The 26958-nt window shown below is 48.2% G+C and carries 23 protein-coding genes and 1 pseudogene; 2 read left to right on the forward strand and 22 right to left on the reverse strand.

What is annotated here, in order from left to right; all coding sequences use genetic code 11:
- A partial coding sequence (mutS, locus tag ACRC27_RS13815) for a DNA mismatch repair protein MutS (RefSeq protein WP_438640146.1) occupies positions 1-2036 on the forward strand: 2036 nt, incomplete at its 5' end.
- Between the two features lie 137 nt (positions 2037-2173).
- Here the strand turns inward: mutS and rpoS are convergent.
- From rpoS to rlmD, 14 genes and pseudogenes are all read right to left on the reverse strand, one after another.
- Positions 2174-3157, reverse strand: a complete 984-nt coding sequence (rpoS, locus tag ACRC27_RS13820; protein ID WP_438623715.1) for an RNA polymerase sigma factor RpoS — start codon at positions 3155-3157, stop codon at positions 2174-2176.
- A gap of 55 nt (positions 3158-3212) precedes the next feature.
- Positions 3213-4187 (reverse strand): murein hydrolase activator NlpD, encoded by a 975-nt coding sequence (nlpD, locus tag ACRC27_RS13825; RefSeq protein ID WP_438631419.1) that lies wholly within the window; start codon positions 4185-4187, stop codon positions 3213-3215.
- A 16-nt stretch (positions 4188-4203) separates the two neighbouring features.
- Positions 4204-4779 carry a YqaA family protein gene (locus tag ACRC27_RS13830; RefSeq protein WP_438631421.1) on the reverse strand — a complete coding sequence of 192 codons (576 nt, stop codon included), beginning with the start codon at positions 4777-4779 and terminating at the stop codon, positions 4204-4206.
- Entirely contained in the window at positions 4776-5405 is a 630-nt protein-coding gene (locus ACRC27_RS13835; protein ID WP_438623712.1) for a protein-L-isoaspartate(D-aspartate) O-methyltransferase, read from the reverse strand. The genes ACRC27_RS13830 and ACRC27_RS13835 overlap by 4 nt, the downstream gene beginning before the upstream one ends.
- A gap of 2 nt (positions 5406-5407) precedes the next feature.
- Complete coding sequence (gene surE / locus ACRC27_RS13840) at positions 5408-6157, reverse strand: 5'/3'-nucleotidase SurE (protein WP_438623711.1); 750 nt, start codon at positions 6155-6157, stop codon at positions 5408-5410.
- Complete coding sequence (gene truD / locus ACRC27_RS13845) at positions 6138-7199, reverse strand: tRNA pseudouridine(13) synthase TruD (protein ID WP_438631435.1); 1062 nt, start codon at positions 7197-7199, stop codon at positions 6138-6140. Before truD ends, surE begins: the two co-directional genes overlap by 20 nt.
- Before the next feature lie 73 nt (positions 7200-7272).
- Positions 7273-7740: pseudogene (gene ispF, locus ACRC27_RS13850) on the reverse strand (2-C-methyl-D-erythritol 2,4-cyclodiphosphate synthase); the annotation flags it as partial.
- A 122-nt stretch (positions 7741-7862) separates the two neighbouring features.
- Positions 7863-8606: a 2-C-methyl-D-erythritol 4-phosphate cytidylyltransferase gene (gene ispD, locus ACRC27_RS13855; protein ID WP_438631423.1), complete on the reverse strand. Its 744-nt coding sequence runs from the start codon at positions 8604-8606 to the stop codon at positions 7863-7865.
- Between the two features lie 9 nt (positions 8607-8615).
- Positions 8616-8903 (reverse strand): cell division protein FtsB, encoded by a 288-nt coding sequence (gene ftsB / locus ACRC27_RS13860; RefSeq protein ID WP_438623776.1) that lies wholly within the window; start codon positions 8901-8903, stop codon positions 8616-8618.
- Between the two features lie 228 nt (positions 8904-9131).
- Positions 9132-10433, reverse strand: a complete 1302-nt coding sequence (gene eno, locus ACRC27_RS13865) for a phosphopyruvate hydratase (protein ID WP_438623709.1) — start codon at positions 10431-10433, stop codon at positions 9132-9134.
- A gap of 130 nt (positions 10434-10563) precedes the next feature.
- Entirely contained in the window at positions 10564-12201 is a 1638-nt protein-coding gene (pyrG, locus tag ACRC27_RS13870; RefSeq protein WP_438623708.1) for a glutamine hydrolyzing CTP synthase, read from the reverse strand.
- Positions 12202-12353: 152 nt separating this feature from the next.
- On the reverse strand, positions 12354-13166 hold the full coding sequence (gene mazG, locus ACRC27_RS13875) for a nucleoside triphosphate pyrophosphohydrolase (RefSeq protein ID WP_438640147.1): 813 nt from the start codon (positions 13164-13166) through the stop codon (positions 12354-12356).
- A gap of 144 nt (positions 13167-13310) precedes the next feature.
- Complete coding sequence (gene relA / locus ACRC27_RS13880) at positions 13311-15539, reverse strand: GTP diphosphokinase (RefSeq protein ID WP_438623706.1); 2229 nt, start codon at positions 15537-15539, stop codon at positions 13311-13313.
- A gap of 173 nt (positions 15540-15712) precedes the next feature.
- On the reverse strand, positions 15713-17038 hold the full coding sequence (gene rlmD / locus ACRC27_RS13885) for a 23S rRNA (uracil(1939)-C(5))-methyltransferase RlmD (RefSeq protein ID WP_438640148.1): 1326 nt from the start codon (positions 17036-17038) through the stop codon (positions 15713-15715).
- 65 nt (positions 17039-17103) lie between these two features.
- On the opposite strand from rlmD, the gene barA reads away from it, so the two are divergent.
- The gene (gene barA, locus ACRC27_RS13890) at positions 17104-20028 is read left to right on the forward strand and encodes a two-component sensor histidine kinase BarA (protein WP_438631427.1); all 2925 of its coding nucleotides are present in this window, start codon (positions 17104-17106) and stop codon (positions 20026-20028) included.
- A 119-nt stretch (positions 20029-20147) separates the two neighbouring features.
- Here the strand turns inward: barA and acpS are convergent, their stop codons facing one another.
- The 8 genes from acpS to ACRC27_RS13930 form a co-directional block, all read right to left on the reverse strand.
- Positions 20148-20528 (reverse strand): holo-ACP synthase, encoded by a 381-nt coding sequence (gene acpS / locus ACRC27_RS13895; RefSeq protein ID WP_438640149.1) that lies wholly within the window; start codon positions 20526-20528, stop codon positions 20148-20150.
- On the reverse strand, positions 20528-21259 hold the full coding sequence (pdxJ, locus tag ACRC27_RS13900) for a pyridoxine 5'-phosphate synthase (RefSeq protein ID WP_438623702.1): 732 nt from the start codon (positions 21257-21259) through the stop codon (positions 20528-20530). The genes acpS and pdxJ overlap by 1 nt, the downstream gene beginning before the upstream one ends.
- Positions 21252-21968, reverse strand: a complete 717-nt coding sequence (gene recO, locus ACRC27_RS13905; RefSeq protein WP_438623701.1) for a DNA repair protein RecO — start codon at positions 21966-21968, stop codon at positions 21252-21254. Before recO ends, pdxJ begins: the two co-directional genes overlap by 8 nt.
- 20 nt (positions 21969-21988) lie before the next feature.
- Positions 21989-22897 (reverse strand): GTPase Era, encoded by a 909-nt coding sequence (gene era / locus ACRC27_RS13910; protein WP_438623700.1) that lies wholly within the window; start codon positions 22895-22897, stop codon positions 21989-21991.
- Positions 22894-23571: a ribonuclease III gene (rnc, locus tag ACRC27_RS13915; RefSeq protein ID WP_438623699.1), complete on the reverse strand. Its 678-nt coding sequence runs from the start codon at positions 23569-23571 to the stop codon at positions 22894-22896. The genes era and rnc overlap by 4 nt, the downstream gene beginning before the upstream one ends.
- A 15-nt stretch (positions 23572-23586) precedes the next feature.
- A complete protein-coding gene (lepB, locus tag ACRC27_RS13920) occupies positions 23587-24483 on the reverse strand; it encodes a signal peptidase I (protein WP_438623698.1) in 897 nt (298 codons plus the stop codon).
- Positions 24484-24514: 31 nt separating this feature from the next.
- Positions 24515-26308: a translation elongation factor 4 gene (gene lepA / locus ACRC27_RS13925; RefSeq protein ID WP_438640150.1), complete on the reverse strand. Its 1794-nt coding sequence runs from the start codon at positions 26306-26308 to the stop codon at positions 24515-24517.
- 199 nt (positions 26309-26507) lie between these two features.
- The coding region (locus ACRC27_RS13930) for a SoxR reducing system RseC family protein (protein ID WP_438640151.1) at positions 26508-26958 on the reverse strand (451 nt) is incomplete at its 5' end.

Below are 26958 nucleotides of genomic sequence, written 5' to 3' on the forward strand. Positions count from 1 at the left end.
GACCGCAGTGGGAATTTGAGCTGGAAACCGCCCGCCAGCAACTGACGCTACAATTTGGCACTCGCGATCTGATCGGGTTTGGCGTAGAGCAAGCACACCTTGCCCTATGTGCTGCAGGCTGTTTGCTGCAATATGTCAAAGATACCCAGCGCACAGCTCTGCCGCATATTCGTGGATTAACCATGGAGCGCCAGCAAGACGGCATTATTATGGATGCGGCAACTCGCCGTAATCTTGAGATCACCCAAAACTTAAGCGGTGGAAATGAAAATACCCTCGCGGCAGTACTGGATCACACTGTCACCGCCATGGGCAGCCGTATGCTCAAACGCTGGCTGCATCAACCTATTCGTGATATCAACACCCTGACTGCACGCCAGCAAGCCATTTCTGCACTGCAACAGGCCGACTTAATCAGTACATTACAACCCCCTTTACGGCAAGTTGGCGATATAGAGCGTATCTTGGCGCGTCTTGCACTGCGCACAGCGCGCCCGCGTGATCTCGCTCGTATGCGCAGCGCATTTCAACAATTACCGGAAATTAACACACTACTTTCCGAACAAAAAACCGCACATCTACAAACGCTCAAAAGCAATATCGGTACATTTACTGAATTGTGTGATCTGCTCGAACGCGCCATTATGGAAAACCCACCGGTACTGATCCGCGACGGGGGCGTACTGGCACAAGGCTACAATGCAGAGCTTGATGAGTGGCGTGCTCTGGCCGACGGTGCAACACACTATTTAGACCAACTTGAAATCCGTGAACGAGAGCGTTCAGGGCTAGATACGCTCAAAGTCGGTTTTAATGCAATTCACGGCTACTATATTCAAGTCAGCCGCGGACAAAGTGAACATGTACCACCTCATTACATCCGCCGCCAAACGCTGAAAAATGCTGAACGCTACATTATTCCAGAGCTGAAAGAGTATGAAGATAAAGTGCTTACCGCAAAGGGCAAAGCGCTGGCACTGGAAAAAAGCCTGTATGAAGCTTTGTTTGATCAGTTGCTGCCTCATTTACCGGCACTGCAACAAAGCGCTGCGGCCCTGTCAGAGCTTGATGTTTTAATTAACTTGGCTGAACGGGCAGAAACCCTTGACTACCACTGTCCGCAACTGAGCGAACACACAGGTTTGCACATTGAAAATGGCCGGCATCCCGTCGTTGAACAAATGCTGCGAGAGCCTTTTATTGCCAACCCTGCTCATCTGACACCGGAACGTCGTATGTTGATCATTACCGGCCCGAACATGGGCGGTAAAAGTACCTATATGCGACAAACAGCGCTGATTGTTTTGCTGGCTCATATCGGCAGTTTTGTTCCCGCACAGCAGGCCGTTATCGGGCCAATTGATCGCATTTTCACCCGTGTTGGCGCATCTGATGATCTGGCCTCTGGCCGCTCAACATTCATGGTTGAAATGACAGAAACCGCCAACATTTTGCACAATGCCACAAAACACAGTTTGGTATTGATGGATGAGATCGGGCGAGGAACGTCTACCTATGACGGTTTATCACTGGCATGGGCCTGCGTTGAGTGGCTGGCACAAAAAATTCAAGCCATGACACTGTTTGCGACTCACTATTTTGAGCTAACAGCACTGCCTGAGCGATTGCAGGGAGTCGTAAATATTCATCTTGATGCGGTTGAACACGGTGAAACCATTGCCTTTATGCACGCAGTGCAAGAGGGCGCTGCCAGCAAAAGCTATGGTCTGGCTGTTGCAGCACTTGCCGGTGTTCCACGTGAAGTGATTGCCCGTGCCAGACAAAAACTCGGTGAGTTGGAAAATACATCGATAGATATGCCAGCTGCACATTCAGGTACTGATGTACCTGTAATTACCGATTCTCATTCCAACACTAGCACTCTCGGCATCACCAAGCAGACAGAAAATACAGCCCAGCTTTCACTATTATCCGAAACAGAGCACCCAGTGATTACCGCTCTGGCAGCGATAAATCCGGATAATCTAACAGCAAAACAGGCACTTGATCTGCTGTATAAGCTCAAAGCACTATAATTAATTATCTATAGTGACTGCATACCATATCCAATAGATTAGGTATAAAAAAGTCCCCGTAAAAACGGGGACTTTTTTTAATTCTTAGTGGCTATATGGCCCAATTAACCAATTAACCAATTAACCAACAATACACTTTATTCACGAAACAGAGCGTTAATACTTAAACCTTGTTGAGTCAGAATATCACGTAGGCGACGCAAGCCTTCAACCTGAATTTGACGAACGCGTTCACGTGTTAAGCCAATTTCACTGCCAACATCTTCCAATGTTGCCGCTTCATACCCCAACAGACCAAAACGACGCGCCAGCACTTCACGTTGTTTCGGATTGAGTTCATACAACCACTTCACGATACTTGAGTGCATATCGTTATCTTGTGTTGTCTCTTCAGGCCCGTGCTCTTTTTCATCGGCCAGAATATCCAGCAATGCTTTTTCTGAATCGCCAGCAATCGGTGTATCAACCGAGGTAATACGCTCATTTAAGCGCAACATACGGTTAACATCATGAACCGGACAGTCGAGTACGGAGGCAATATCTTCCGCTGTTGGTTCGTGTTCCAGTTTATGTGCTAACTCGCGTGCCGTGCGCAAATAGACATTCAGCTCTTTCACTACATGAATCGGCAAACGGATAGTCCGTGTTTGATTCATGATAGCGCGCTCAATGGTTTGACGTATCCACCATGTCGCATAGGTAGAAAAACGGAAACCTCTTTCAGGGTCAAATTTCTCCACCGCACGGATCAGACCGAGATTCCCTTCTTCAATCAGATCAAGCAGTGCCAAACCCCGATTACCATAACGACGGGCAATTTTTACTACAAGGCGCAAATTGCTCTCGATCATACGCTTACGTGCCGACTCATCACCACGTAAGGCACGACGGGCAAAATAGACCTCCTCCGCCGCCGTTAACAGTGGGGAGAAACCAATCTCCCCCAGATAGAGTTGGGTTGCATCCAGCACTCGCAGGGCATCAATGTGCGGGAACTGCTCGTCAGCGTCCAGATCCTCTTCCGCTGCTAGCTGAAATGCCTCTTCTTCGAGTGTTTCTAAAGACGACTCTTCCAGCTCAAAGTCATGCAGTTCTTCTGCTGCAGTATTGCTATGGCTCATACTTTACTCCTTGCATGTCGGAGAAATACGAAGCAGTACAACCCTCTCTGCCCGTTTAGCGCCGTGGTAAATAACCCAACGGATTCACAGACTTACCTTTATAACGTATTTCAAAGTGCAACCTGACTGAGCTGGTTCCTGAACTACCCATAGTGGCAATCTGCTCACCCGCCTTCACAGACTGACGCTCTTTCACCAATAATGTCTCATTATGTGCATAGGCACTCAGGTAATCATCATTGTGTTTGATGATGATCAGATTACCGTATCCACGTAATGCATTACCTGCATAAACAACTTTTCCCGGTGCCGTTGAATAAATTGGCTGGCCGCGTCGCCCTGCAATATCAATGCCTTTATTACCGCCTTCCGATGCCGAGTAACCGTTGATCACTTTGCCCTCAACCGGCCAGCGCCAACTGCTTACTGTGGCATTACCCGCTTCAGCAGAGCTACTTGATGAACTCGGGTTACTCTTCGCCGGTGTTTCGGTTGGTTTTACCGGCGCCGGTGGCGTAGTTCGCGCAATCACGGTTTCCGTTACATGAATATCACCCGGCTTGCGGTTAACATTCTGTTTACTTTCATCACCAGAGTAATGCTTAACGGTCACAGGTTCAACATAACTTTGTGTCGATTGAGTGCTGGTCTGATGAGTTTGTGCGTAACTCTCATTACCACCGTCTGACAATCGGATCGTTTGCCCCGGATAAATGGTATAAGGTGCAGGAATATTGTTCGCTGCGGCCAGATCCCTAAAGTCACGACCAGAGATGTAAGAGATATAAAAGAGCGTCTCTCCATCTTTCACTCGGTATGTTGTACCGGTGTAACTGCCTTTTTGTAACCGTTTATAATCAGGTGCAGCACCTGAATTCGACGAAGAGCTGTAATAGTCACCACTCTCTGACGTTGCCGAACTCACCGGAGCCGGATTAGTCGCCGTTGTGCTACAACCGCTTAACGCAAACAGTAAACAAGAGCAAAGACCTGTCTGATAGAGGGCCTTGTTTAGGCTTCCTGAAATCATCCTTTCACCTAACAATTTAGCGATAAATCAAATAAGCAAGTACTGCCAGCGCTACAGTACCCCAACCTAAAATTTCAATATATTTTCGTAGCTGTGCTTCCATGCGCGGGCCACCCCATGCCATTAACAGGGCAACCAGCAGAAAACGTGCGGTACGTGAAACTAATGCCGCGCCGACAAACGGCCAAAACGCCATTTTGAGTAACCCGGCCGTTACGGTAAAAACTTTATACGGAATAGGAGAGAAGCCAGCAATGAAGACCACTAAAACCCCCCACTCCTTGAACCACTGCATGGCTTTATCTAAATTGGCCTGATAACCCATATGTGCAATCATCGGTTGCAGCAGATCGAACAAGTAGTATCCCAAAGCATAACCGATAATACCACCGAGTACAGAGGTGACTGCGGTAACAAGTGCATATCGTACCGCTTTTTTCGGTTCAGCCAGCGCCATCGGGGCCAACATAATATCGGGCGGGATAGGAAAAAAAATAGCCTCGATAAAACTGACCGCGCCCAACCATATCTCTGCTTTCGGGTGACGTGCCCAGATCATAACGCGATCATAAATAGCACCAAATAATTTCACGCAATCTCTCCTTGTACGAGCGGCACAAAACGAACCGCCTCAATCTGCTCAATCGTATACTGTGTTTTAATGCGAGTAATTTTCTGCAATGCCTGACTAGTAGACCCCACCGGGATCACCAGTACACCGCCATCGGCCAACTGTTCCAGCAGTGCTTGCGGAATAGCCGTTGCTGCCGCGGTAACAATGATTGCATCAAAAGGTGCGCGTGCCGGCCAACCTTCCCAGCCATCACCGTGACGGGTAGCAATATTATGTAAATCGAGTTGTTTAAAACGCCGTTTTGCTTGCCATTGCAGGGTTTTAATCCGCTCAACCGAGCAGACTCGATCAACCAAATGTGCCAATATTGCGGTTTGATAGCCTGAACCTGTGCCAATTTCCAACACCCGTGAATGGGGCTGCAGCCCGAGCAGCTCCGTCATCCGCGCAACAATATAGGGTTGAGAAATAGTCTGCCCCGCACCTATCGGCAGTGCGGTGTTATCGTAAGCTTTATGGGCGAATGCTTCATCAATGAAACGGTTTCGCGGGACGCTGGCCAGTGCATGCAGAACTTGCTCATCCCTGATCCCCTGTGCTTTCAAGTTGATGAGCAGCCGATCTAACTCGACTGACCTCTTCATTATTACCACTCTCCGCTGCTTTCTACCCATTCAGTCAGCATATCAAGATGCTGATGTGCGGTTAAATCAATCTGTAACGGAGTGACCGAAACATAGTGTTGTGCTACCGCATCAAAGTCAGTTCCCTCACCCGCATCTTTTGCAGCCGGAACAGGGCCAATCCAGTAAATATCATTACCACGCGGGTCTTGCTCGCAAATGACCTTGCCCGCCGGATGCCGATTGCCGCAACGGGTAATCTTGATCCCCTTAATCTGCTCAAGGGGCACATCGGGCACATTGATATTTAAAATGCGATTGGTGCGCAGCGGGTGTCGTTGCAAGGTACGCAGTAAGCGTGCCGTAATCACTGCAGCCGTTTCATAATGGGTTGTACCATTGAGTGATACTGCCAGTGCCGGATACCCCATGTGCCGCCCTTCGGTGGCCGCAGCAACTGTACCGGAATAGATCACATCATCCCCCAGATTGGGGCCAGCATTGATGCCTGAAACCACAATATCCGGCAGCGGAGACATCAAACCATTGACAGCTAAATGCACACAATCAGTCGGCGTACCGCGTACCGAAAGATCACCGTTAGCCAGTGTGTTAATGCGTACGGGCATCTCAAGTGTCAATGAATTTGATGCGCCACTGCGGTTACGATCAGGTGCAACAACGGTCACATCAGCAAATTTTCGCAGTTCTGCGGCAAGAATTTGAATCCCCGGTGCAGTCACACCATCATCATTACTCAGCAGGATACGCACGGTTATCTCCTTCTTGATCAGTCAACGCTATTTCACGAATAACGCTAGTTGCATAGCTGCCTGCAGGCAGAAAAAAGGCCAGCTTTAATCCCTCAGGCCGCCACTGCCATGTAAAGTGCTCAGGCCGTAACAGCAGAGCACGCCGTGCGGGTTCTAAACGTTCACGGGTCAACAATCCGATTAAGACCTGTTCCGCGTCTAATTGTGCATGCTCAAAAGCAGCAGCTTCAGATTGTGAGCCTAATTCACCATCCCCAACCATAGGTGCGGTCAGGTTAACATCGTGTTCTTGCAAGCGTTGTTGGGATTGCGCCAACTCTTCTGGTGTTGTCACAAACCAGCTATTCCGCCCGGCCAGTTGCAGTGCATCCCCTTCAAGTACGGTGGTATGCAAACTGGCCGCAATACGCGCGCTGACCACTGTATTAAACAGCTCACTGCGAGCGGCTGACAGACAAAAACTACGTTTATTACGGTCTTTAACCTTTATTTCACCACTGGCCCAACGCTGTGCCATGTGCAGGTTGTTACCTTCACGACCAAAACGTTGCTCACCAAAATAGTTGGGAACACCCTGTTCGGCTATCAGCGTTAACCGCTGATCCAGCTCGGCTGAAGATGTCATACCACGCAGCAAAATTTCAAACTGATTTCCGCGTAAAGCACCGGTACGCATTTTTCGGTTATGGCGCGTCATACCTAGTACGGTACAGCCATCAAGCTGAAAAGCGGCAAAATCAGGGGTAATTTTTCCGGGAATATGCAGACCAAACCACTGCTCAGTGACAGCATGGCGATCTTTTAAACCTGCATAGGCTACGTTACGTGCTGGAATACCCGCGTATTCCGCAAGTTTCTCAGCCACAAACTTGGTATTACAGCCCGTTTTTTGTACCAAGACCATGACGTGTTCACCTTCACCGGTAAAGTCATAGCCTAAGTTCTCTATCACGCGAAAATCATCTGGCTGTGCTTTTAGTTGCCCGTAATGCGTTGGTTTACCGTGTAAATACTGCAACTCACTCACCCGATACTTCTCCATTTTCTGCGATTTTATCTGCTCGACCTTGTTGAATAACACCACGTTCAGCCGTTTCTTGTTGTAGTTCATTTTTTCGGAGTAACAGCGCAACAGCTTCACAGGCAATGCCTTCACCACGGCCGGTAAACCCGAGCTTTTCAGTGGTTGTGGCTTTGACATTCACGCAATCAATCGAACAGGCTAAATCGGCGGCAATACAGGCGCGCATGGCGCTGATGTGCGGGGCCATTTTAGGCGCTTGCGCAATAATCGTGACATCGACATTACCAATGCCGTAACCTTTTAGTTGGATCTGACGAAAGGCTTCACGCAGCAATCCCCGACTATCAGCGCCTTTATACGCAGGGTCGGTGTCGGGAAACAGGTGACCAATATCGCCAAGCGCAGCAGCACCGAGCAGTGCATCGGTCAGCGCATGCAGCGCAACATCGCCATCAGAGTGTGCCAGTAAGCCTTGCGGATACGGAATCGCCACCCCGCCAATAATGACAGGGCCATCACCGCCAAACTTGTGTACATCAAAACCATGTCCGATACGCATCATCCGATGTCCTCGCAAGCTAAAAAAGGGGGGATAGAAAATAAAAAATAGGCTGCGTTAATATGCCCGCTACAGGTTATCGTTATGTTGTGGTTATAGTGCTGGCTGTATTCATGGGCGCATTAACATGCAGGATCAGTAGGCAAAGCCAGAGAGTGCGCCAAGTAAAAACGCGCAAGCTCAAGATCTTCAGGCTGTGTCACCTTGATATTATCGGCTCGCCCGTTCACAAGATAAGGCTGGAAACCACAAAACTCTAAGGCAGAGGCCTCATCCGTAATCACGGCCTGCTCTGCCAAGGCTTTTTCAAGGCAATCGCGCAACAAGCGTGAAGGGAACATTTGCGGGGTTAACGCATGCCACAACTGTGTGCGGTCAACGGTATGATCGATAGTGTGTGAGGCATTCCCACGCTTCATGGTATCCCGTACGGGGCTGGCTAAAATTGCACCAATCGGCATATTTGCCTGCCATGGGCGGTCAGCAAAGGTCAGGAGTTTGTCAAGATCACTGGCGTGTAGGCACGGGCGGGCAGCATCATGAACCAGTACCCACGCGCTATCATCCTCAATTGATCGTAACGCTGCCAGTACTGAATCAGCACGCTCATTGCCTCCCGTCACCGTACGAATACGCGGATGAGTGCGCAAGGCAAGCGTATCAAACCAGCGATCATCAGGATGCAGTGCAATAACAACCGATGAAATTCGCGTGTCGCGCAGCAATGCCTGCACGGTGTGCTCTAATATTGTCAAACCCTGCAACGGTAAATATTGCTTAGGAATGGCCGATTGCATTCGGCTACCAATACCGGCTGCCGGAATAACGGCAATAAAATGTGTTACTTGATCAGTGACCGCTGTCATCGTTATTACTTATTTTGTCGTTTTATCAGCAGGTAAAATACGGTAGAAGGTCTCTCCAGGTTTTACCATGCCCAATTCATCGCGCGCACGCTCTTCAATGGCTTCAAGGCCACTAGAGAGATCATCAATTTCGGCAAATAGCTGTTCGTTACGGCTTTTTAATTTGGTGTTGCTCTCTTGTTGTGCCACAACTTCATGCTGAATACGGGTATACGTATGCACACCATTTTTACCCAGCCACAAACTGTATTGTAACCAGCTCAGTATCACGAGCAAAAATATGCTTAGTTTACCCATCTTATCCCCCAAAAAATCGCTGTTATCATCCCATATCTGATGCCGTTGTACCACTGCCGTAATGCGTTGGCTACACAGACAACCCTCAGCATAACGGGCGTATTTCAACGATTCCTCGGGTGAACGCTGTTTTTAGGCCATAAAAAAGGCCACCCGAAGGCAGCCTTTTCGTTTATGCAATCAGCCGCAATGCAAGATTACAGCATGCAAAAAATCAGCGCAGCATGATTATGCTTGGCCTTTCACTTCTTTCAGACCGTTGAAAGGTGCTTTTTCGCCCAGCATCTCTTCGATACGGATCAGTTGGTTGTACTTAGCAACACGGTCAGAACGGCTCATAGAACCCGTTTTGATTTGGCCAGCTGCTGTACCTACTGCCAGATCAGCAATGGTTGCATCTTCAGTTTCACCTGAACGGTGAGAGATAACAGCGGTGTAGCCTGCATCTTTCGCCATTTTGATTGCAGCCAGAGTTTCGGTCAGAGAACCGATCTGGTTGAATTTGATCAGAATGGAGTTAACGATACCGTTGTCGATACCACGCTTAAGGATCTTGGTGTTGGTTACGAACAAGTCATCACCCACCAGCTGGATTTTGTCGCCCAGGATCTTAGTTTGGTATGCAAAACCATCCCAATCAGACTCGTCCAGACCATCTTCAATAGAGACGATTGGGTACTGAGTAGTCAGTTCTGCCAAGAAATCAGAGAAGCCTTCTGCGGTGAAGGTTTTGCCTTCGCCTTTCAGCTCATACATGCCAGTTTCTTTGTTGTAGAACTCAGAAGCTGCACAGTCCATGGCCAGAGTAATGTCTTTACCCAGCACATAGCCAGCTTGCTCAACGGCTTCTTTGATAGCAGCCAGTGCAGCAGCGTTAGACTCTAGGTTTGGCGCGTAGCCACCTTCGTCACCTACTGCTGTACCCATGCCTTTTGCTTTCAGTACTTTAGCCAGAGTATGGAATACTTCTGAACCCATACGTACTGCTTCTTTCAGCGTTTTTGCGCCAACAGGCTGGATCATGAACTCTTGGATATCAACGTTGTTATCCGCGTGCTCACCACCGTTGATGATGTTCATCATTGGCAGAGGCATAGAGTAAACGCCCGGTGTACCGTTCAGTTCAGCAATGTGTGCGAACAGTGGCATGCCTTTCGCTGCAGCAGCGGCTTTGGCGTTTGCCAGTGATACTGCCAGAATGGCGTTTGCACCGAAGTTAGACTTGTTCTCAGTACCATCAAGATCAATCATGACCTTATCGATAGCAGCTTGATCTTTTGCATCTTTGCCCAGCAGAGCTTCAGCAATCGGACCATTAACAGCAGAAATTGCTTTCAGAACGCCTTTGCCCATGAAACGGGATTTATCACCATCACGCAGTTCCAGTGCTTCGCGAGAACCGGTAGATGCACCAGACGGCGCAGCAGCCAGACCTACAAAACCACCTTCCAGATGCACTTCTGCTTCAACGGTAGGGTTACCACGAGAGTCAATAATTTCACGAGCCAGTACTTTAACGATCTTGGACATAACTTTTCTTCCTATTAAAAGTGAGTCTGAACTTTAAGCTGAGTCAAAAAATGTACTGCTTTACTGTGTGATTGGATTAAAAAAGTACGCCTAATCCAGCCCAGAAATGCAGTACATTTTAGGGTTTTCGTTACTTAATCTGGCGAGCCTGATAATCACCGGCGGCTTTTACAAAACCTGCAAACAGTGGGTGACCATCACGCGGGGTCGACGTAAACTCAGGGTGGAACTGGCAAGCAACAAACCACGGATGGTTCGGCACTTCGATGATCTCAACCAGTTGCTTATCTGCTGAACGGCCTGTTACGCGCATACCCGCTTTCTCAATCTGAGGCAGCAGATAGTTGTTTACTTCGTAACGATGACGGTGACGTTCATGAATGGTCGGCTGACCATACAGTTTACGTGCAGTGCTGCCCTCTTCTAAATGACACAACTGTGCGCCTAAACGCATAGTGCCACCCAGATCAGACTCTTCACTGCGCACTTCAACCTGACCTTCTGCATCTTTCCACTCAGTGATCAAGCCAACAACCGGGAAGGTGCTGCTTGCATCAAATTCAGTGGAGTTCGCACCTGCCATACCGGCAACATTGCGGGCAAATTCAATCATTGCCACTTGCATGCCCAGACAGATACCCAAGTAAGGTACGTTATTTTCACGTGCATAGCGGGCAGCCATAATCTTGCCTTCTACGCCACGCGAACCAAAACCACCTGGAACCAAAATTGCGTCAAGGCCTTTGAGCAGCTCTACACCTTTGGTTTCAACATCTTGTGAGTCAATATAACGAATATTCACTGTCAGGCGATTTTTCAAACCACCGTGTTTTAACGCTTCGTTAACTGACTTATAGGCATCTGGCAGTTCAATATACTTACCGACCATCCCGATAGTCACTTCTGCTGTTGGGTTGGCCTCTTCGTAGATGACCTGTTCCCATTCAGACAAGTTCGCTTCCGGACAGTTCAAACCAAAACGCTTACAGATGTATTGATCCAGCCCTTGCGACTTCAATAGCGCAGGGATCTTATAGATAGAATCAACATCTTTCAGTGAGATAACCGCCTTTTCAGGCACATTACAGAACAACGCAATCTTCGCGCGCTCATTCGCTGGGATCACGCGGTCTGAACGGCAAATCAGCACATCAGGCTGAATACCGATAGACAACAGCTCTTTCACTGAATGCTGTGTTGGCTTAGTTTTTACTTCACCAGCAGCGGCCATGTATGGCACTAAAGTCAGGTGCATATACAGAGTATGCTCGCGGCCTACTTCAACGGCCAACTGACGAATAGCTTCCAAGAATGGCAGTGATTCAATATCACCCACCGTGCCGCCAATCTCAACAATCACCACATCGTGGCCTTGAGCACCGGCAATGACGCGATCTTTAATTTCATTTGTGATATGCGGGATCACCTGAATGGTCGCACCCAAATAATCACCACGACGCTCTTTGCGCAGCACATCGGCATACACACGGCCAGAGGTGAAGTTATTGCGGCGTGTCATTTTGGTACGAATGAAACGCTCATAGTGCCCCAAGTCGAGGTCCGTTTCCGCGCCGTCTTCCGTTACGAATACTTCACCGTGTTGGATCGGGCTCATGGTACCCGGATCCACGTTGATGTAAGGGTCCAGTTTCATGATGGTGACATTGAGTCCACGCGCTTCGAGAATCGCGGCCAGTGATGCTGCTGCAATGCCTTTACCTAGCGAGGATACAACCCCACCGGTCACAAAAATATAATTTGTTGTCATGCTGAACCTGAGAGTTAGGTTTATAGGAGAAAAGGAAGAACAAAGACGGGATAATAGTATACCAGAGCTCCCCCCTCTCGACAAATCGGGAAGCAACTGATTACCCCTTTTGTACTCTGCTCTTCATTTTTCAACGGTTAATCAGGCAGTTATTATGAAGGCTCACGGCGCTTTATTGCTTGCCATAATGCTTCCATTTCTGCCAGTGATGCATCTTGCATCTGTCGCCCTTGTGCGGCTATCGCCTCTTCTATCTGACGAAAGCGCCGTTCAAACTTATCACTCGCCTGACGCAGTGCCAGTTCCGGCTTGTGCCCCAAGTGACGACTGAGATTAACCGTAGCAAAAAGCAAGTCTCCAATTTCTTCTGCTAATTTTACCTCATTTTTCTCCACCTGACACGCTTCAGCTAGCACTTCTTCGATCTCTTCGTGCACTTTTTCAACAACTGGACCTAAAGTATCCCAATCAAAGCCCACAGTTGCACAACGTTGCTGCATTTTATAGGCGCGCATCAGTGCCGGTTGTGCTTTAGGGATATCGTCTAATACGGAAGTTTGTGCTTTTTCTGTACGCTCATTTTGTTTAATGCTCTCCCAGTTGCGTAACACTTCGGCAGTTGCATCATCTGCGTTTGCATCAAGTTGAGTATCACCAAACACATGAGGATGACGACGATATAATTTATCACTGATCTCATTGCAGACATCGCCAAAATCAAACAGCCCCTGTTCTTTGGCAATTTGTGCATAGAACACCACCTGAAACAGCATATCGCCCAGCTCTGATTTCAGATCAGCGGTATCATTACGCTCAATCGCATCGATAACTTCATAGGTCTCTTCCAGTGTGTGCGGCACCAACGTTTCGAACGTTTGTTTGCGATCCCACGGGCAACCGGTTTGCGGATCGCGCAGTTGTTGCATAATGTTCAGCAGCGTGTTCATCGGTTCAGACATTTTCATCAGCCTATTTTTTTGTTGTTATCGACAATCAGTAACCTGTACTGAAAAAACGAAAAAGAACGGGAAGCCAATGCTTCCCGTGATGTATCTATGGATCAGGTATCTATGGATCAGATTCGGTTTGTAGCAACCCACCATGCGACGCTAACCTCGCAATCGGCGAGCTTCAATCACATCTGGCAGTTGCCCAATGCGGCTGAGTACCCGCCCGAGTGCCGGCAGATTGTACAGTTCGATCTCCATATCAATGGTGGCCAACTGTTTTTTGGTATCGCTGCGGCTGGCCACTCCCAGTACATTGACTTTTTCATTCGCCAAAATAGTGGTGATATCGCGCAGTAATCCGCTGCGATCATTGGCCATCACCCGTACACTGAGCGAATAACCCGATGAATAGCACTCTCCCCACACGGCTTCAACAGCTCGTTCCGGAGCATGACTGAGCAGATCATGTAGCTGTTCGCAATCGGCACGGTGTATTGAGATCCCACGCCCTTGGGTGATAAAACCGACAATATCATCACCCGGAATCGGCTGACAGCAGCGCGCGATGTAGTGCAGTAAATTGCCGACACCTTCAACCACAATCCGCCCCGGCTTGTGATCGGTGCTTTTATGCGCAGCATTCTGGGCTTTTTGGGCGATATTGCGCAGTGCTTCTTTATCGGCTTGCTCTGCATCCGGCTTCATCAAGCGGTTATGTAGGAAGTTAATCAGCTGATTAAGGCGTAAATCGCCACCACCAATACCGGCCAGCACCTCTTCCATACTTTTGACATTGAAACGCTCTATTGCCAGCTTTTCAACATCTTTAAAACCCAACCCCATGCGTGAAAGCTCACCTTCGAGCATCTCTTTACCGGCAGCCACATTTTTATCGCGATCAAGCTTTTTAAAGTACGCGTGGATCTTCGCGCGCCCACGGCTACTGTTCACAAAGCCTAAGTTAGGATTTAACCAGTCACGGCTCGGATTAGGATTTTTCTGGGTGATGATCTCTATCTGATCACCCATCTGCAATTTGTAGGTAAAAGGAACGATACGCCCGCTGATTTTTGCACCAATACAGCGATGACCGACATCACTGTGAATATGGTAGGCGAAATCGAGCGGTGTTGAGCCACTTGGCAGATCAACAACATCCCCTTTCGGGGTAAAAACGTAAACACGATCATCAAAGACCTGACTACGCAGCTCATCCATCATCTCGCCAGAGTCAGAGATCTCCTCTTGCCACGCCAGCAGTTTACGTAACCACGCAATCCGCTCTTCATAGCCCGAACGCACGTTGCCACCACCCTCTTTATATTTCCAGTGGGCAGCAACGCCGAGTTCAGCATCTTCATGCATCTGACGGGTGCGGATCTGAATTTCAATGGTTTTACCCTGTGGCCCCAATACTACGGTATGGATTGACTGATAACCGTTAGGTTTAGGGTTTGCCACATAATCATCAAACTCTTTGGGCAGATGCTTACAATAGGTGTGTACTACGCCTAATGTGGCATAACAGTCTTGCAGACGCTCGGTAATGATACGAATAGCACGTACATCAAAAAGCTCATCAAACGACAGCATTTTCTTCTGCATTTTTCGCCAAATGCTGTAGATATGCTTAGGCCGACCGTACACTTCCGCCACCACACCAGCCTCTTTGATGTGCGATCGCAGGGTTTTGACAAAAGAGTCAATGTACTGCTCACGGTCTATCCGGCGCTCGTGCAGCAGTTTGGCAATCCGCTTGTACTCATCAGGATGCAGATAACGGAAGCAATAATCTTCCAGCTCCCACTTTAACTGCCCGATCCCCAAGCGGTTAGCCAGCGGTGCATAGATATTGGTACACTCTTTGGCCGCTAAAACTCGTTGCTCTTCATCGGCATCTTTCACCTCACGCAGGTGTGCAATGCGCTCGGCCAGTTTAATAACCACACAACGAAAATCTTCCACCATCGCCAACAACATGCGTCGCACGTTATCCACTTGCTCTGATGATGTAGAGCCGTTTTGTGTGCCGTTTAGCTGACGTATTGCATCCATATCCAATACGCCGCGAATCAGTTCCGCGATTGATTTACCACACTCTTCCTGCACCTGAGTCAGAGTCAGTAACTTAGCTTCGACCAATGGAAAAACTAATGCCGCCCGTAAACTATCGGTATCCATACTCAGCGTGGCCAGAATTTCGACCATTTCCAAACCACGCGATAGCACTGTACTGGCTAATGCAGGATCAGCAATACAGCTCTCACAATAACGCCAAGTTTCGGATACACGGGTTCCGGTCTCAGGTGATAAACCCAGACTGTTAATCCATTTTTCGAGCGCAAACACCCCGTCTTTATTCAGGTGAGCACCACGAACTGCAACCATAATTAATCCCTATCTCTTGGCTTTAATGATATTAATCGACGACATAAAACAGATACTTTGGCCAGTACGATACAATACTCACCGCTTTTTACACGCTGAATATTCCATAAAAAATCGTACCGTTAATAAATCATTCATCACCCTAACGCATTGGAAAATCAAACCAAAAAGCCTTACTTTTTACGGCGGATAAACAGCGCCATTGACTCAACATGTGCCGTTTGTGGGAACATATCCAGTGCGCCCAACTCCGCTAGCTGGTAACCGGCATTTACCAAAATTTGGCTATCACGCGCCAGTGTTGCTGGGTTGCACGACACGTAGACAACATGACTTGGGCGCAAGTTCACTATATGTTCCATTACTGCCAATGCACCAGCCCGTGCTGGGTCAAGTAACACTTTGTTAAACCCTTCCGTACTCCACGGCTGTGCGGTAAGTGGTGCATCCAGATCGCAGCAGAAAAACTCCGCATTACTGATCTGGTTTTCATGTGCGTTAGTTTTAGCCTGCTCAACCATCGCGGCCACACCTTCAACACCCACCACATAACCGGCTCTCTGCGCAATCGGTAATGTAAAGTTCCCCATTCCGCAGAACAAATCCAGCACCCGATCATCGGCCGATAACGCCAGCCACGTTAATGCCTGCGTGATCATTTTTTGGTTTACATCAGCATTCACCTGAATAAAGTCACGCGGTGAAAATTGCAGCGTCAAACCCTTTACCTGATAAGTTGGCCACTGGCCGGCTAAACAGATAACTTGTTCACTATCAGGGGCAGAAAACAGACTCAGTTGATGTGCCTTTGCAAATTCAATCAATATCGCCTGATCAGACTCTGATAATGGTTTTACATGGCGCACCACCAGAGCATTCCCATTGTCAGCCCCTACCAGCTCAATATGGCCCAGCGAAATAACCCCTTTCAGCGCTTGTAAACACTGTTTTAATGGCGGGATAAGTGCAGAGAGCTGCGGCTGTAGTACCGGACACTGCTGAATATCAACCAGTGTTTTTGCATTCGCGCGCCGAAAACCCAACGTGAGCTCACGGGTCTTTTTATCGGCTAGCAGACTCAACCTTGCACGGCGGCGATAACCATACGCATCACCACATAACGGCGCAGATACAGTGGCGGGAGTAGCGATATCACGGGTCATTAAGCGCAAAAACGCATTTTGCTTACTCTCAGTTTGCAATGCATATTCGATATGTTGCATCTGACAGCCGCCACACAGCGCATAATGTGGGCACACCGGTTTGACCCGCGCCTCAGAAGCGTGTAACACTTTTTGCGTGCTTGCTTTCGCATACTGGCGCTTATCTTCATAAACCCGCACAAGTACTTTTTCACCGGGCAGAGCACCGGTCACAAACAGCGTTTTTCCTTGCCAACGCGCAACACCTTGCCCTTGATAATCAAGAGAAAGGATCTCAACTTCGGCAGTTTGTACGACAGAAGCCCGTTTTTTTACTGGAGTATAAAATTGCACCATGAATATCTAGCCATAATCAGGTAAATTATGCGAATAATCGGCAATTCTCCCACAGATAACGACTGATGACCAATTACGGCCTACGCGCACGAGTAATCACCATGACACTGGCACCAACCCTGATAATTGGGTTGTTGCTCAGCACTTTTTTTGTCGTCAATCGTTACCGCGATCTCGATCAGCAACTGATTGATGAAGGTATTTCGATTATCGAGCCTTTATCTGTGGCCACTGAATATGCCATGACGTTCAGAAACCGGGAGTCGGTAAAGCAGCTGATCAATTTACTGCACCGTCGCCATTCAAATATAGTGCGTTCTATTGCGGTATTCGATGCCGATAACCGTTTATTTGTGACCTCTAATTTTCACCGCAACTTCTCAGTTCTGCAACTTGATGAGCAGAGCAAACTGCCCACTCAAGTGATGGTAACACGGCAAGATCAACTGCTGGTGATCCGCACCCCCATCTTTGCAGAAAACTCACTGCCTGAGCTGCTACTGAACAACCCTGAAGGTAGCCCACCACTGGGCTATATTGCCGTAGAGCTCGATGTCAGGCCGATGGAGCTGCAACAGTATCAAGAGATAGCCGCATCATTGGGAATGTTGGCTATCGGCATGATTATTGCGGGTGTATTCTCTTACCGCCTGATGCGCGTGGTGACTGTGCCTATCACCCATATGGTACACACCGTGGATCAAATTCGCCGCGGGCAGCTTGATAGTCGGGTTGCGGGTAATATGCTCGGTGAGTTAAATATGCTGAAAAATGGCATTAACTCGATGGCCGTATCGCTGACTGTATACCATGAAGAGATGCAACAAAGCATTGATCAGGCCACCTCTGATTTGCGGGAAACGCTCGAACAGATGGAGATCCAGAACGTCGAGCTTGATCTGGCGAAAAAACGAGCACAAGAAGCTGCGCGTATTAAATCCGAATTTTTAGCCAATATGTCACACGAGCTGCGTACTCCGCTCAACGGCGTTATCGGCTTTACTCGCCAGATGCTAAAAACCCGCCTCAGTACCAGCCAGATTGACTATCTACAAACCATTGAACGCTCGGCCAATAATCTGCTGACTATCATCAATGATATTTTAGACTTCTCAAAACTCGAAGCCGGAAAACTGGTGTTAGAGCAGATCCCGTTCGGGGTACACGATACGATTGATGAAGTCATGCTACTGCTTGCCCCAAATGCTCACGATAAAGGTATCGAGCTGACACTGACTCTCAGCCAAGATGTGCCTGAATATGTGGTCGGTGATCCCTTACGGATACAGCAAATCCTGACCAACCTTATTGGTAACGCCATTAAATTTACCGAACACGGTAATATCGATATTTTAATTGAACTGCGCAGCCGTACACCGGGCGGAATTGAACTTCTTTTACAGATTAAAGATACCGGTATCGGTATTTCTGAACGTCAGCAAGCACAGCTGTTTCAGGCCTTCCGTCAAGCAGATGCCAGTATTTCCCGCCGTTATGGGGGTACTGGTTTAGGGTTGGTTATCACCCAAAAATTGGTTAAAGAGATGGGCGGTGAAATTGGCTTTCAAAGCCGCCTGCATAAAGGCTCTAGTTTTTGGTTTACCGTACCACTGGCGCTGACCGACGGCATTCACAACGATGTACCAAAACTGCTCTCGCTAACCGGACAACACATCAGCCTGATTGAACCGAACGAACAAGCAGCCAGTGCAGTGATGAGCATGTTTGAACAACAACCGGTTGTACTCCACTGCGCCACCACGCTGGCGGAGTTGACTACCACTCAGACCGATATTTTGTTGCTCTGTTTTGCTGCCACACTCACACCAGATGTGGCCGAGATGTCACAGCAGATTAAACAGGCGCGCCGCTATACCCGACGCGTAATTGTTGGTCTGCCGAGTAAAGATCTGAACATTGCCGATGCACTCATCCAAGCCGGAGCAGAGGCGTGCTTAACCAAACCTCTACCACGCGCACGGTTGTTTAATACCTTACAAGATGGCCATACCACCGCCTTACCAAACCCTGCATGGTCACCGGCCAAATTACCGCTGCATGTGATGGCAGTTGATGATAACCCAGCCAACCTGAAACTTATCGGCACACTGTTACAAGAGATGGTCGAACACGTTTACCTGTGCAACAACGGGCTTGATGCCGTAGAGCAAGCCTCGCGCCAACGGTTTGATATTATCCTAATGGATATTCAGATGCCCGAGATGGATGGTATCAGGGCCAGCGAGCTAATTCACCAGCAAGCCAATAATCAGGACACTCCGATTGTTGCCGTGACCGCACACGCCATGAGTGGCGAGCGCGAGCGGCTGATTGCAGCAGGCATGGATGATTATCTGACCAAGCCGATTGATGAGAGTATGTTACAGCGGATTATGGCTCTGCATACCGGCTGCAATCTGCCGATAACCGTGTCAACCGCGGCATTACCATGCCCTGCAAAACCATACCCAGTCAATTCGGCACCAATATTAATCAGCAAGGCAGATGTAATATCGGCGCAAAACACGGTAGTTCGCGATATTACCAATACTGTCGCAACGGTACTTACAGTTGAAACTGTAAATGCAGCGGAAACAACTGAGACAGTAAAAACCGTGATTGCAGGCAATGCCAGTGAAAACAGCAGCCTTGACTGGGCATTAGCGTTACAGCAAGCCGCAGGTAAAGAAGATTTAGCCATTGAATTGCTGGAAATGCTCCTCACCTTCCTGACCGAAATTGAGCAACGGGTACACAATGTACTCAATGAACAGGATGAGCCCGAGATCCTTGCCAAAATTCATACGCTGCACGGTAGTTGCAGTTACAGCGGAGTACCACGCCTAAAAAACCTCTGTCGTCAGCTTGAACAGCTATTACGTCAGGGAACGTCGGCAACAGAATTAGAACCAGAATGGCTCGAATTACTCGATGAGATAGAGAACGTTAGGCATGAGTCTTTACGTTTTATTCCACATCAGGTCACATAAGCGCAGGTGATATAAACACTGTTGCAAAAAAATCTGACTAAGATACGAATAAAAAAAGGTGAGCTATCATGCTCACCTTCTCTTTTTTAGCCGCTATGCTTGCTGAGTCACTGCCAACATTACCGTTCAAGAAGTACCGTTGCCACAGCATAATACTTCTCATCGGCAATGGTCACATATGAATTTACAGCTCCCAGCAAAGCTCGCTGCTTATCCGCATCCGCATACCAATACAGACAGGGTTTGCCCAATGGATCAGTGCGCACCTCTATCTGATTAAACGCAATACCACCACGAAATCCGGTACCCAGCGCCTTGGCTGCCGCCTCTTTTACTGCAAAACGCTTGGCTAAAAAGCGTACTGGCTGCGTACTGGCCTGATACAAGGTCAGCTCGTAGGGTGTCAAAATTCGCTGTGCCAGCCGTTCACCGCTACGATTAACCACCGCATCAATACGCGCGATTTCAACAATGTCTGTGCCTAAACCGCAAACCGCCATTATGCACGCGCAGCCTGCATCAACTGCTTCATATCGGAAACTGCATTCTTCAGCCCATCAATCACCGCACGACCAATAATTGCATGGCCGATATTTAGCTCATACATCTCAGGTAAGGCCGCGATCGCAGCTACATTGTGGTATGTCAGGCCATGTCCGGCATTGACCGTCAGCCCACGCCCAGCAGCATATTCTGCCGCTGCTGCAATACGGGCCAACTCCAGTTGTTGTGCAGCCTCGGTTGGCGCATCAGCATACGCACCGGTATGTAATTCAATAAATGGTGCACCGACTGCAACAGCAGCATCAATTTGCGCCATATCAGGGTCAATAAACAGTGAGACTTTAATCTGTGCCGCAGTTAAACGTGCCACTGCGTCAGTCATTTTACTTAGCTGACCAGCAACATCCAACCCACCTTCGGTTGTCACCTCTTCGCGCTTTTCTGGCACTAAGCAGCAAAAGTGTGGTTGCACCTCACAGGCAATCGCCAGCATCTCCTCGGTGACAGCCATCTCCAGATTCATCCGCGTTTGCAGGGTTTGCCGTAAGATTTTCACATCGCGATCAGTAATATGGCGGCGATCTTCACGCAAATGTACGGTAATACCGTCAGCACCGGCCTGCTCCGCAACAAATGCTGCATTCACTGGATCAGGGTAAATTGTCCCACGAGCATTACGAATTGTCGCGATATGATCAATGTTAACACCGAGCAGTAACTTAGACATGTTTCGACTCCTTGGCAAAATGGCGGAAAAGCTCCCGACTTTTTAATGGCTTACCACCAAGATACGGCTTTAATGCTAAACGCGTAAAGCGCTTTGCCGCTTTCAGTTGATCCGATGTATCAAACTGGCGTGCTGCCAGTGCATACAGATGCTGACCGCTAAAACTGAGTTGATCAACAATGAGTGATGCAATAAACCCTTTCTCTTCACGGTAACGATATGTCATCTGCCCATCAACCGGTAATCCACTGCCTGCACAATGGACAAAGTCAATCCCATAGCCAAGCGCCTGTAACAATGCCAATTCAAAACGGCGTAGAGCCGGTTCTGGATTATTCGGATATTGTGCCAGCTCACGCAGGCAGGTGAGATAGTCAAGAAAAACAGAAGAGTAAGCCGTTTGTGGCTCAAGAACACGGGTAACCAGCTCATTGACATACAGCGCACTGTATAAACCAATACGGCTAAAAGGCAAGGCTAATGCAGCAGGCTCTGCACTGCGCAATGTTTTGACTTCTCCACGCCCACTCCAGCGGAGCAGTAAGGGAGTAAAGGGCTGTAAACAGCCCTTTAAATTGGAACGACGACTGCGTGCACCTTTAGCAAGTATTCGCATTCGCCCCTGATCTTCAGTGAAGACATCCAGCATCAGGCTGGTTTCACTGTAAGGGCGAGCGTGAAGTACAAAGCCACGCTGCCACCCATCCATCAGAAAGTATCCTTGTACAATTACAGATCGTCCGTATAACCGAGGCTGCGCAAAGCACGCTCGTCATCCGCCCAACCTGATTTTACTTTAACCCACAGCTCCAGATGCACTTTGGTATCGAACATAGATTCCATGTCACGACGCGCTTCAGTACCGATCACCTTGATCTTGCTACCTTTCGCGCCAATCACCATCTTCTTCTGGCCTTCACGTTCAACCAAAATTGCCGCATTGATATCGTAAGTACCCATTTCGGTGGCTACAAAACGCTCAATCTCTACGGTAACGGAGTACGGCAGCTCTTCACCCATAAAGCGCATCAGCTTTTCACGGATAATCTCTGAGGCCATAAACCGCTGTGAACGGTCAGTGACATAATCTTCCGGAAAGTGATGTGTACCTTCTGGCAGTTTATCGTGCACAATACGGGCAATTTCATCAACGCCCGCACCGGTTTCAGCCGAAATAGGCACAACATTCAGGAAGTTAAACTTCTCTGCTAGTGCCTGAATATGTGGCAGCAAAATATCTTTTTGCTTGATGCAATCAACTTTGTTGATCGCCAGAATGACCGGACAACGGGCATGACGCAGTTTACCCAGCACCATGTCGTCATCTTCATTCCAGTTCGTGCCTTCCACCACAAAAATGATCAGCTCTACATCACCAATAGAACTGGTGGCAGCCTTATTCATCAAGCGGTTAATCGCGCGCTTCTCTTCGATATGCAAACCCGGAGTATCGACATAAATAGCCTGATAAGCCCCTTGAGTATCAATACCGACAATACGGTGGCGCGTAGTCTGAGCCTTACGTGAGGTAATCGAAATTTTCTGCCCCAGTAACTGGTTCAGTAAGGTTGATTTCCCGACATTTGGGCGACCGACAATGGCAATAAAGCCACAATGTGTTTTTTCAGCTTCGGTCATACCAGCTCCAACAATGTAAGTGCTTGATCAGCGGCAGCTTGTTCAGCTTTACGGCGGCTTGAACCCACACCGATAACGGGTTGAGCCATGCCTTCTACGCTGCAATGAATCGTGAATTCTTGATCATGCGCTTCACCGCGCACCTGCATAACATGGTAAACCGGCAACGGTAAACGACGGCCTTGCAGATACTCTTGCAAGCGTGTTTTAGGATCCTTTTGCCGATCACCTGGGCAAATCTCTTCCAAGCGCTGCTGATACCACTGCAAGATCAACTGACGAACCGACTCTAAACCCGTGTCTAAATAGACCGCACCAATGATAGCTTCAACGGTATCAGACAGGATAGATTCCCGACGAAACCCGCCACTTTTAAGCTCTCCGGGGCCAAGACGCAAATAGTCACCCAGTTCAAATTCACGGGCAAGTTCAGCCAGTGTATTTCCACGGACCAATGCAGCACGCATGCGGCTCATATCGCCCTCATCAACTTTAGGAAATTGATGATACAGCGCATCAGCAACCACAAAACTGAGGATAGAGTCACCGAGGAACTCTAAACGCTCATTGTGTTTACCGCTGGCACTGCGGTGAGTCAGTGCCAGATGAAGTAATTCTTGATTCGTAAAGGTGTAACCCAGCTTACGCTGTAAAGTATTTAATGATGCATTCATCAACTACATAACCGATTAATGAATTGCGCCAATTCGGTTCAGGCGAACACCTGTTGGCCACTCTCCGGGTTCTTTATCAAAACTCATCCAGATAGCAACGGCTTTACCGACTAAATTGGCGTTCGGGACAAAGCCCCAGAAACGACTGTCCTTACTGTTGTCACGGTTATCACCCATGACAAAATATTCACCTTCAGGAACAACCCACTCACCCACCGGTTTTCCGGTTTGAGTGTAATAATAGGCAGTAGCTTCTGGCATATAAGGATTAATAAGAATGTTATGCCCCACAGTACCTAACTGCTCGGTTGCTTCAATTAACTGAGCATTACCCTGATAAAATGGGCTCGGATGTACATTGCTGTACTCCAGTTTGGTCAGTGGCTGACACTCTTTTCCTGTAGGACAGGCGGGCTTAATGAACAATTGTTTATCTTGATAAACAATTGTGTCTCCCGGTAATCCAACAACGCGCTTGATGTAATCTAAGCTCGGATCTTCTGGATATTTAAATACCGCAATATCACCGCGCTTAGGTTCACCGGTTTTAATCAACGTTTTTTGGAAGATCGGGTCTTTGATACCGTAGGCAAATTTTTCCACAAGGATAAAATCACCTACCAGTAACGTAGGCATCATAGAGCCAGAAGGGATCTGAAATGGCTCATAGATGAAAGAGCGCACGACCAATACAACGGCAATAACCGGAAAGATAGAGACAGAAGTCTCAACCCAACTTGGCTGTGGAGCAACCTTGTTTAAGGTTGCCTCATCAATACTGCCGCCAGCCTTCGCACGTACGTCCTCTTTTTTGGCATTACGCTTAGGTGCCCAAACCAGTTTATCTAAACACCAGATAATTCCGGTGAACAGAGTAACCAGCACCAAAATCAGCGCGAAGGTATTAGCCATGCTTGCTCCTTAAATCAATATTTGTCGAAAATTAATCTTTGCCGACATGCAAAATGGCCAAGAACGCTTCTTGTGGCAGCTCGACATTACCGACCTGCTTCATACGTTTTTTACCGTCTTTCTGCTTCTGTAGCAGCTTTTTCTTACGGCTCACATCACCACCATAACATTTTGCCAGTACGTTTTTACGTAACTGCTTGACGGTGGCACGGGCAATAATTTGGTTACCGATAGCCGCTTGAATTGCGATATCAAATTGCTGACGTGGGATCAGCTCTTTCATTTTCTCAACCACATCACGGCCACGACCTTGGGCATTATCACGGTGAGTAATAATTGCCAGCGCATCAACACGCTCGCCGTTAACCATAATATCAACACGCACCATGTCAGCGGCTTGGAAACGCTTAAAGCTGTAATCCAGTGAGGCATAACCGCGCGAAGTTGATTTCAGTCGGTCAAAGAAATCAAGAACCACTTCACCCATCGGAATTTCATAGGTCAGCGCCACTTGGTTACCGTGATAAACCATGTTGGTCTGTACACCGCGCTTTTCGATACACAGTGTGATCACATTACCCAAATAAGCCTGTGGCAATAGCATATGACACTCTGCGATTGGCTCACGGATCTCATCAATATTATTCAGTGGTGGTAATTTTGATGGGCTGTCAACATAGACAATATCACCACTTGTAACAGCAACTTCATACACTACTGTTGGTGCGGTGGTGATCAAGTCAAGATCATATTCACGCTCTAAACGCTCTTGAATGATCTCCATATGCAGCAAGCCTAAGAAGCCGCAACGGAAACCAAAACCCAGCGCTGTAGAACTTTCTGGCTCATAAAACAGTGAGGCATCGTTCAGGCTTAGTTTACCTAGCGCATCACGAAATGCTTCATAATCATCAGAGCTGATAGGGAACAGACCGGCATAAACCTGTGGTTTTACTTTCTTAAAGCCCGGTAATGCTTTGTCTGCTGGGTTACGCGCCAGAGTCAGGGTATCGCCCACTGGAGCGCCCAGAATATCTTTAATACCGCAAACAACCCAGCCCACTTCGCCACAGTTAAGTTCTGTACGATCAAGCTGCTTCGGGGTAAAAATACCCAAACGATCAACACCCCAAGTCTGGCCGGTGCTCATCACTTTAATTTTGTCGTTTTTACGCAGGCTGCCGTTTTTGATACGAACCAAAGAGACAACACCTAAGTAGTTATCAAACCATGAATCAATGATCAGGGCTTGTAACGGCGCTTCAGGGTCACCTTCTGGGGCTGGAATAGACTCAACCAACCGTTGCAGCACTTCAGGCACACCCACACCGGTCTTCGCTGAACAGCGCACCGCATCGGTAGCATCAATACCTACGATATCTTCAATCTCTTCGGCCACACGCTCAGGCTCTGCGGCAGGAAGGTCAATTTTGTTCAATACTGGCACCACTTCCAGATTCATATCCAGCGCGGTGTAACAGTTTGCCAGTGTTTGTGCCTCAACGCCTTGGCCAGCATCAACCACCAGCAGCGCACCTTCACAGGCCGCCAGTGAGCGGGATACTTCATACGAGAAGTCAACATGGCCTGGAGTATCGATAAAGTTTAACTGATAAACCTGACCATCAGGGGCGGTATAATCTAGCGTAACGCTTTGCGCTTTAATGGTGATACCGCGCTCACGTTCCAAATCCATAGAGTCCAGAACTTGGGCTGCCATTTCGCGATCAGATAAACCGCCACAAATTTGGATGATCCGGTCAGACAGTGTCGACTTACCGTGGTCAATGTGGGCTATGATGGAAAAGTTACGAATATGCTTCATCAGAATTTGCGCGACCTTTGCTAGGAATCAAAGCAGAATCAGTGTTAATGATTTAAGTGGGTGGATTCTACCTGAATCGCCGGTTACTCGCTATCCTTGCAGGCACTCACTTTACGGATTAGCGGTATTTATTACAGCCAAAATACGCTGTACGGGTTTAATTATCATATCAATATCATCAGGCTTACCGCCCTATTAATCACTCAGCGTCAGATTTTGATGACGATAACAACGCCTTTTGACCTGTGTTTTCATTTCCCTGAACAGTATTTACTGTAATGACATTTACCGCAGCGGTATGATGAAGCTCTATTTGCTGATATTCACCGGTTGCCGCATTAAGCTGCCCTTCTGCAGGCAAAATAATGGGCTGATACGCTTTTTGCTGGCTGGCACGCTGGGCCATATTACGGGCGACTAAAAACCCCCCTCCCGTACCCAACGCAGCCATCAGCATAATGGCCCACTCTTGTGTCAGATAGTGGCTCGCTATTAAGGTGCTTAACACTAGCCCCAATAACGGGATAAAATAGAGCGTAAAGGCAGATCTAACTAAACTGGTTTCAGAGATCCCGATATCAACCTGCTGGCCGACCGTTAATGCAACATCACTGTGCAGTTCAAGCGTGTGCATCTTGCCACTGGATATT

The organism is Plesiomonas sp. (genome assembly GCF_051650925.1).
Lineage (GTDB): Bacteria > Pseudomonadota > Gammaproteobacteria > Enterobacterales > CAMTGL01 > Plesiomonas.

Excerpts from the sequence above, each read along its gene's own strand:
- recO (WP_438623701.1), bottom strand. The coding sequence starts at position 21,968 with ATGGATGGGTGGCAGCGTGGCTTTGTACTTCACGCTCGCCCTTACAGT.
- era (WP_438623700.1), bottom strand. The coding sequence starts at position 22,897 with ATGACCGAAGCTGAAAAAACACATTGTGGCTTTATTGCCATTGTCGGT.
- eno (WP_438623709.1), bottom strand. The coding sequence starts at position 10,433 with ATGTCCAAGATCGTTAAAGTACTGGCTCGTGAAATTATTGACTCTCGT.
- pyrG (WP_438623708.1), bottom strand. The coding sequence starts at position 12,201 with ATGACAACAAATTATATTTTTGTGACCGGTGGGGTTGTATCCTCGCTA.
- truD (WP_438631435.1), bottom strand. The coding sequence starts at position 7,199 with ATGGAGAAGTATCGGGTGAGTGAGTTGCAGTATTTACACGGTAAACCA.
- ACRC27_RS13835 (WP_438623712.1), bottom strand. The coding sequence starts at position 5,405 with ATGAAGAGGTCAGTCGAGTTAGATCGGCTGCTCATCAACTTGAAAGCA.
- lepB (WP_438623698.1), bottom strand. The coding sequence starts at position 24,483 with ATGGCTAATACCTTCGCGCTGATTTTGGTGCTGGTTACTCTGTTCACC.
- barA (WP_438631427.1), top strand. The coding sequence starts at position 17,104 with ATGACCAATTACGGCCTACGCGCACGAGTAATCACCATGACACTGGCA.
- ftsB (WP_438623776.1), bottom strand. The coding sequence starts at position 8,903 with ATGGGTAAACTAAGCATATTTTTGCTCGTGATACTGAGCTGGTTACAA.
- nlpD (WP_438631419.1), bottom strand. The coding sequence starts at position 4,187 with ATGATTTCAGGAAGCCTAAACAAGGCCCTCTATCAGACAGGTCTTTGC.
- rlmD (WP_438640148.1), bottom strand. The coding sequence starts at position 17,038 with ATGGTGCAATTTTATACTCCAGTAAAAAAACGGGCTTCTGTCGTACAA.
- mazG (WP_438640147.1), bottom strand. The coding sequence starts at position 13,166 with ATGAAAATGTCTGAACCGATGAACACGCTGCTGAACATTATGCAACAA.
- rpoS (WP_438623715.1), bottom strand. The coding sequence starts at position 3,157 with ATGAGCCATAGCAATACTGCAGCAGAAGAACTGCATGACTTTGAGCTG.
- relA (WP_438623706.1), bottom strand. The coding sequence starts at position 15,539 with ATGGTTGCAGTTCGTGGTGCTCACCTGAATAAAGACGGGGTGTTTGCG.
- rnc (WP_438623699.1), bottom strand. The coding sequence starts at position 23,571 with ATGAATGCATCATTAAATACTTTACAGCGTAAGCTGGGTTACACCTTT.
- acpS (WP_438640149.1), bottom strand. The coding sequence starts at position 20,528 with ATGGCGGTTTGCGGTTTAGGCACAGACATTGTTGAAATCGCGCGTATT.
- ispD (WP_438631423.1), bottom strand. The coding sequence starts at position 8,606 with ATGACAGCGGTCACTGATCAAGTAACACATTTTATTGCCGTTATTCCG.
- pdxJ (WP_438623702.1), bottom strand. The coding sequence starts at position 21,259 with ATGTCTAAGTTACTGCTCGGTGTTAACATTGATCATATCGCGACAATT.
- lepA (WP_438640150.1), bottom strand. The coding sequence starts at position 26,308 with ATGAAGCATATTCGTAACTTTTCCATCATAGCCCACATTGACCACGGT.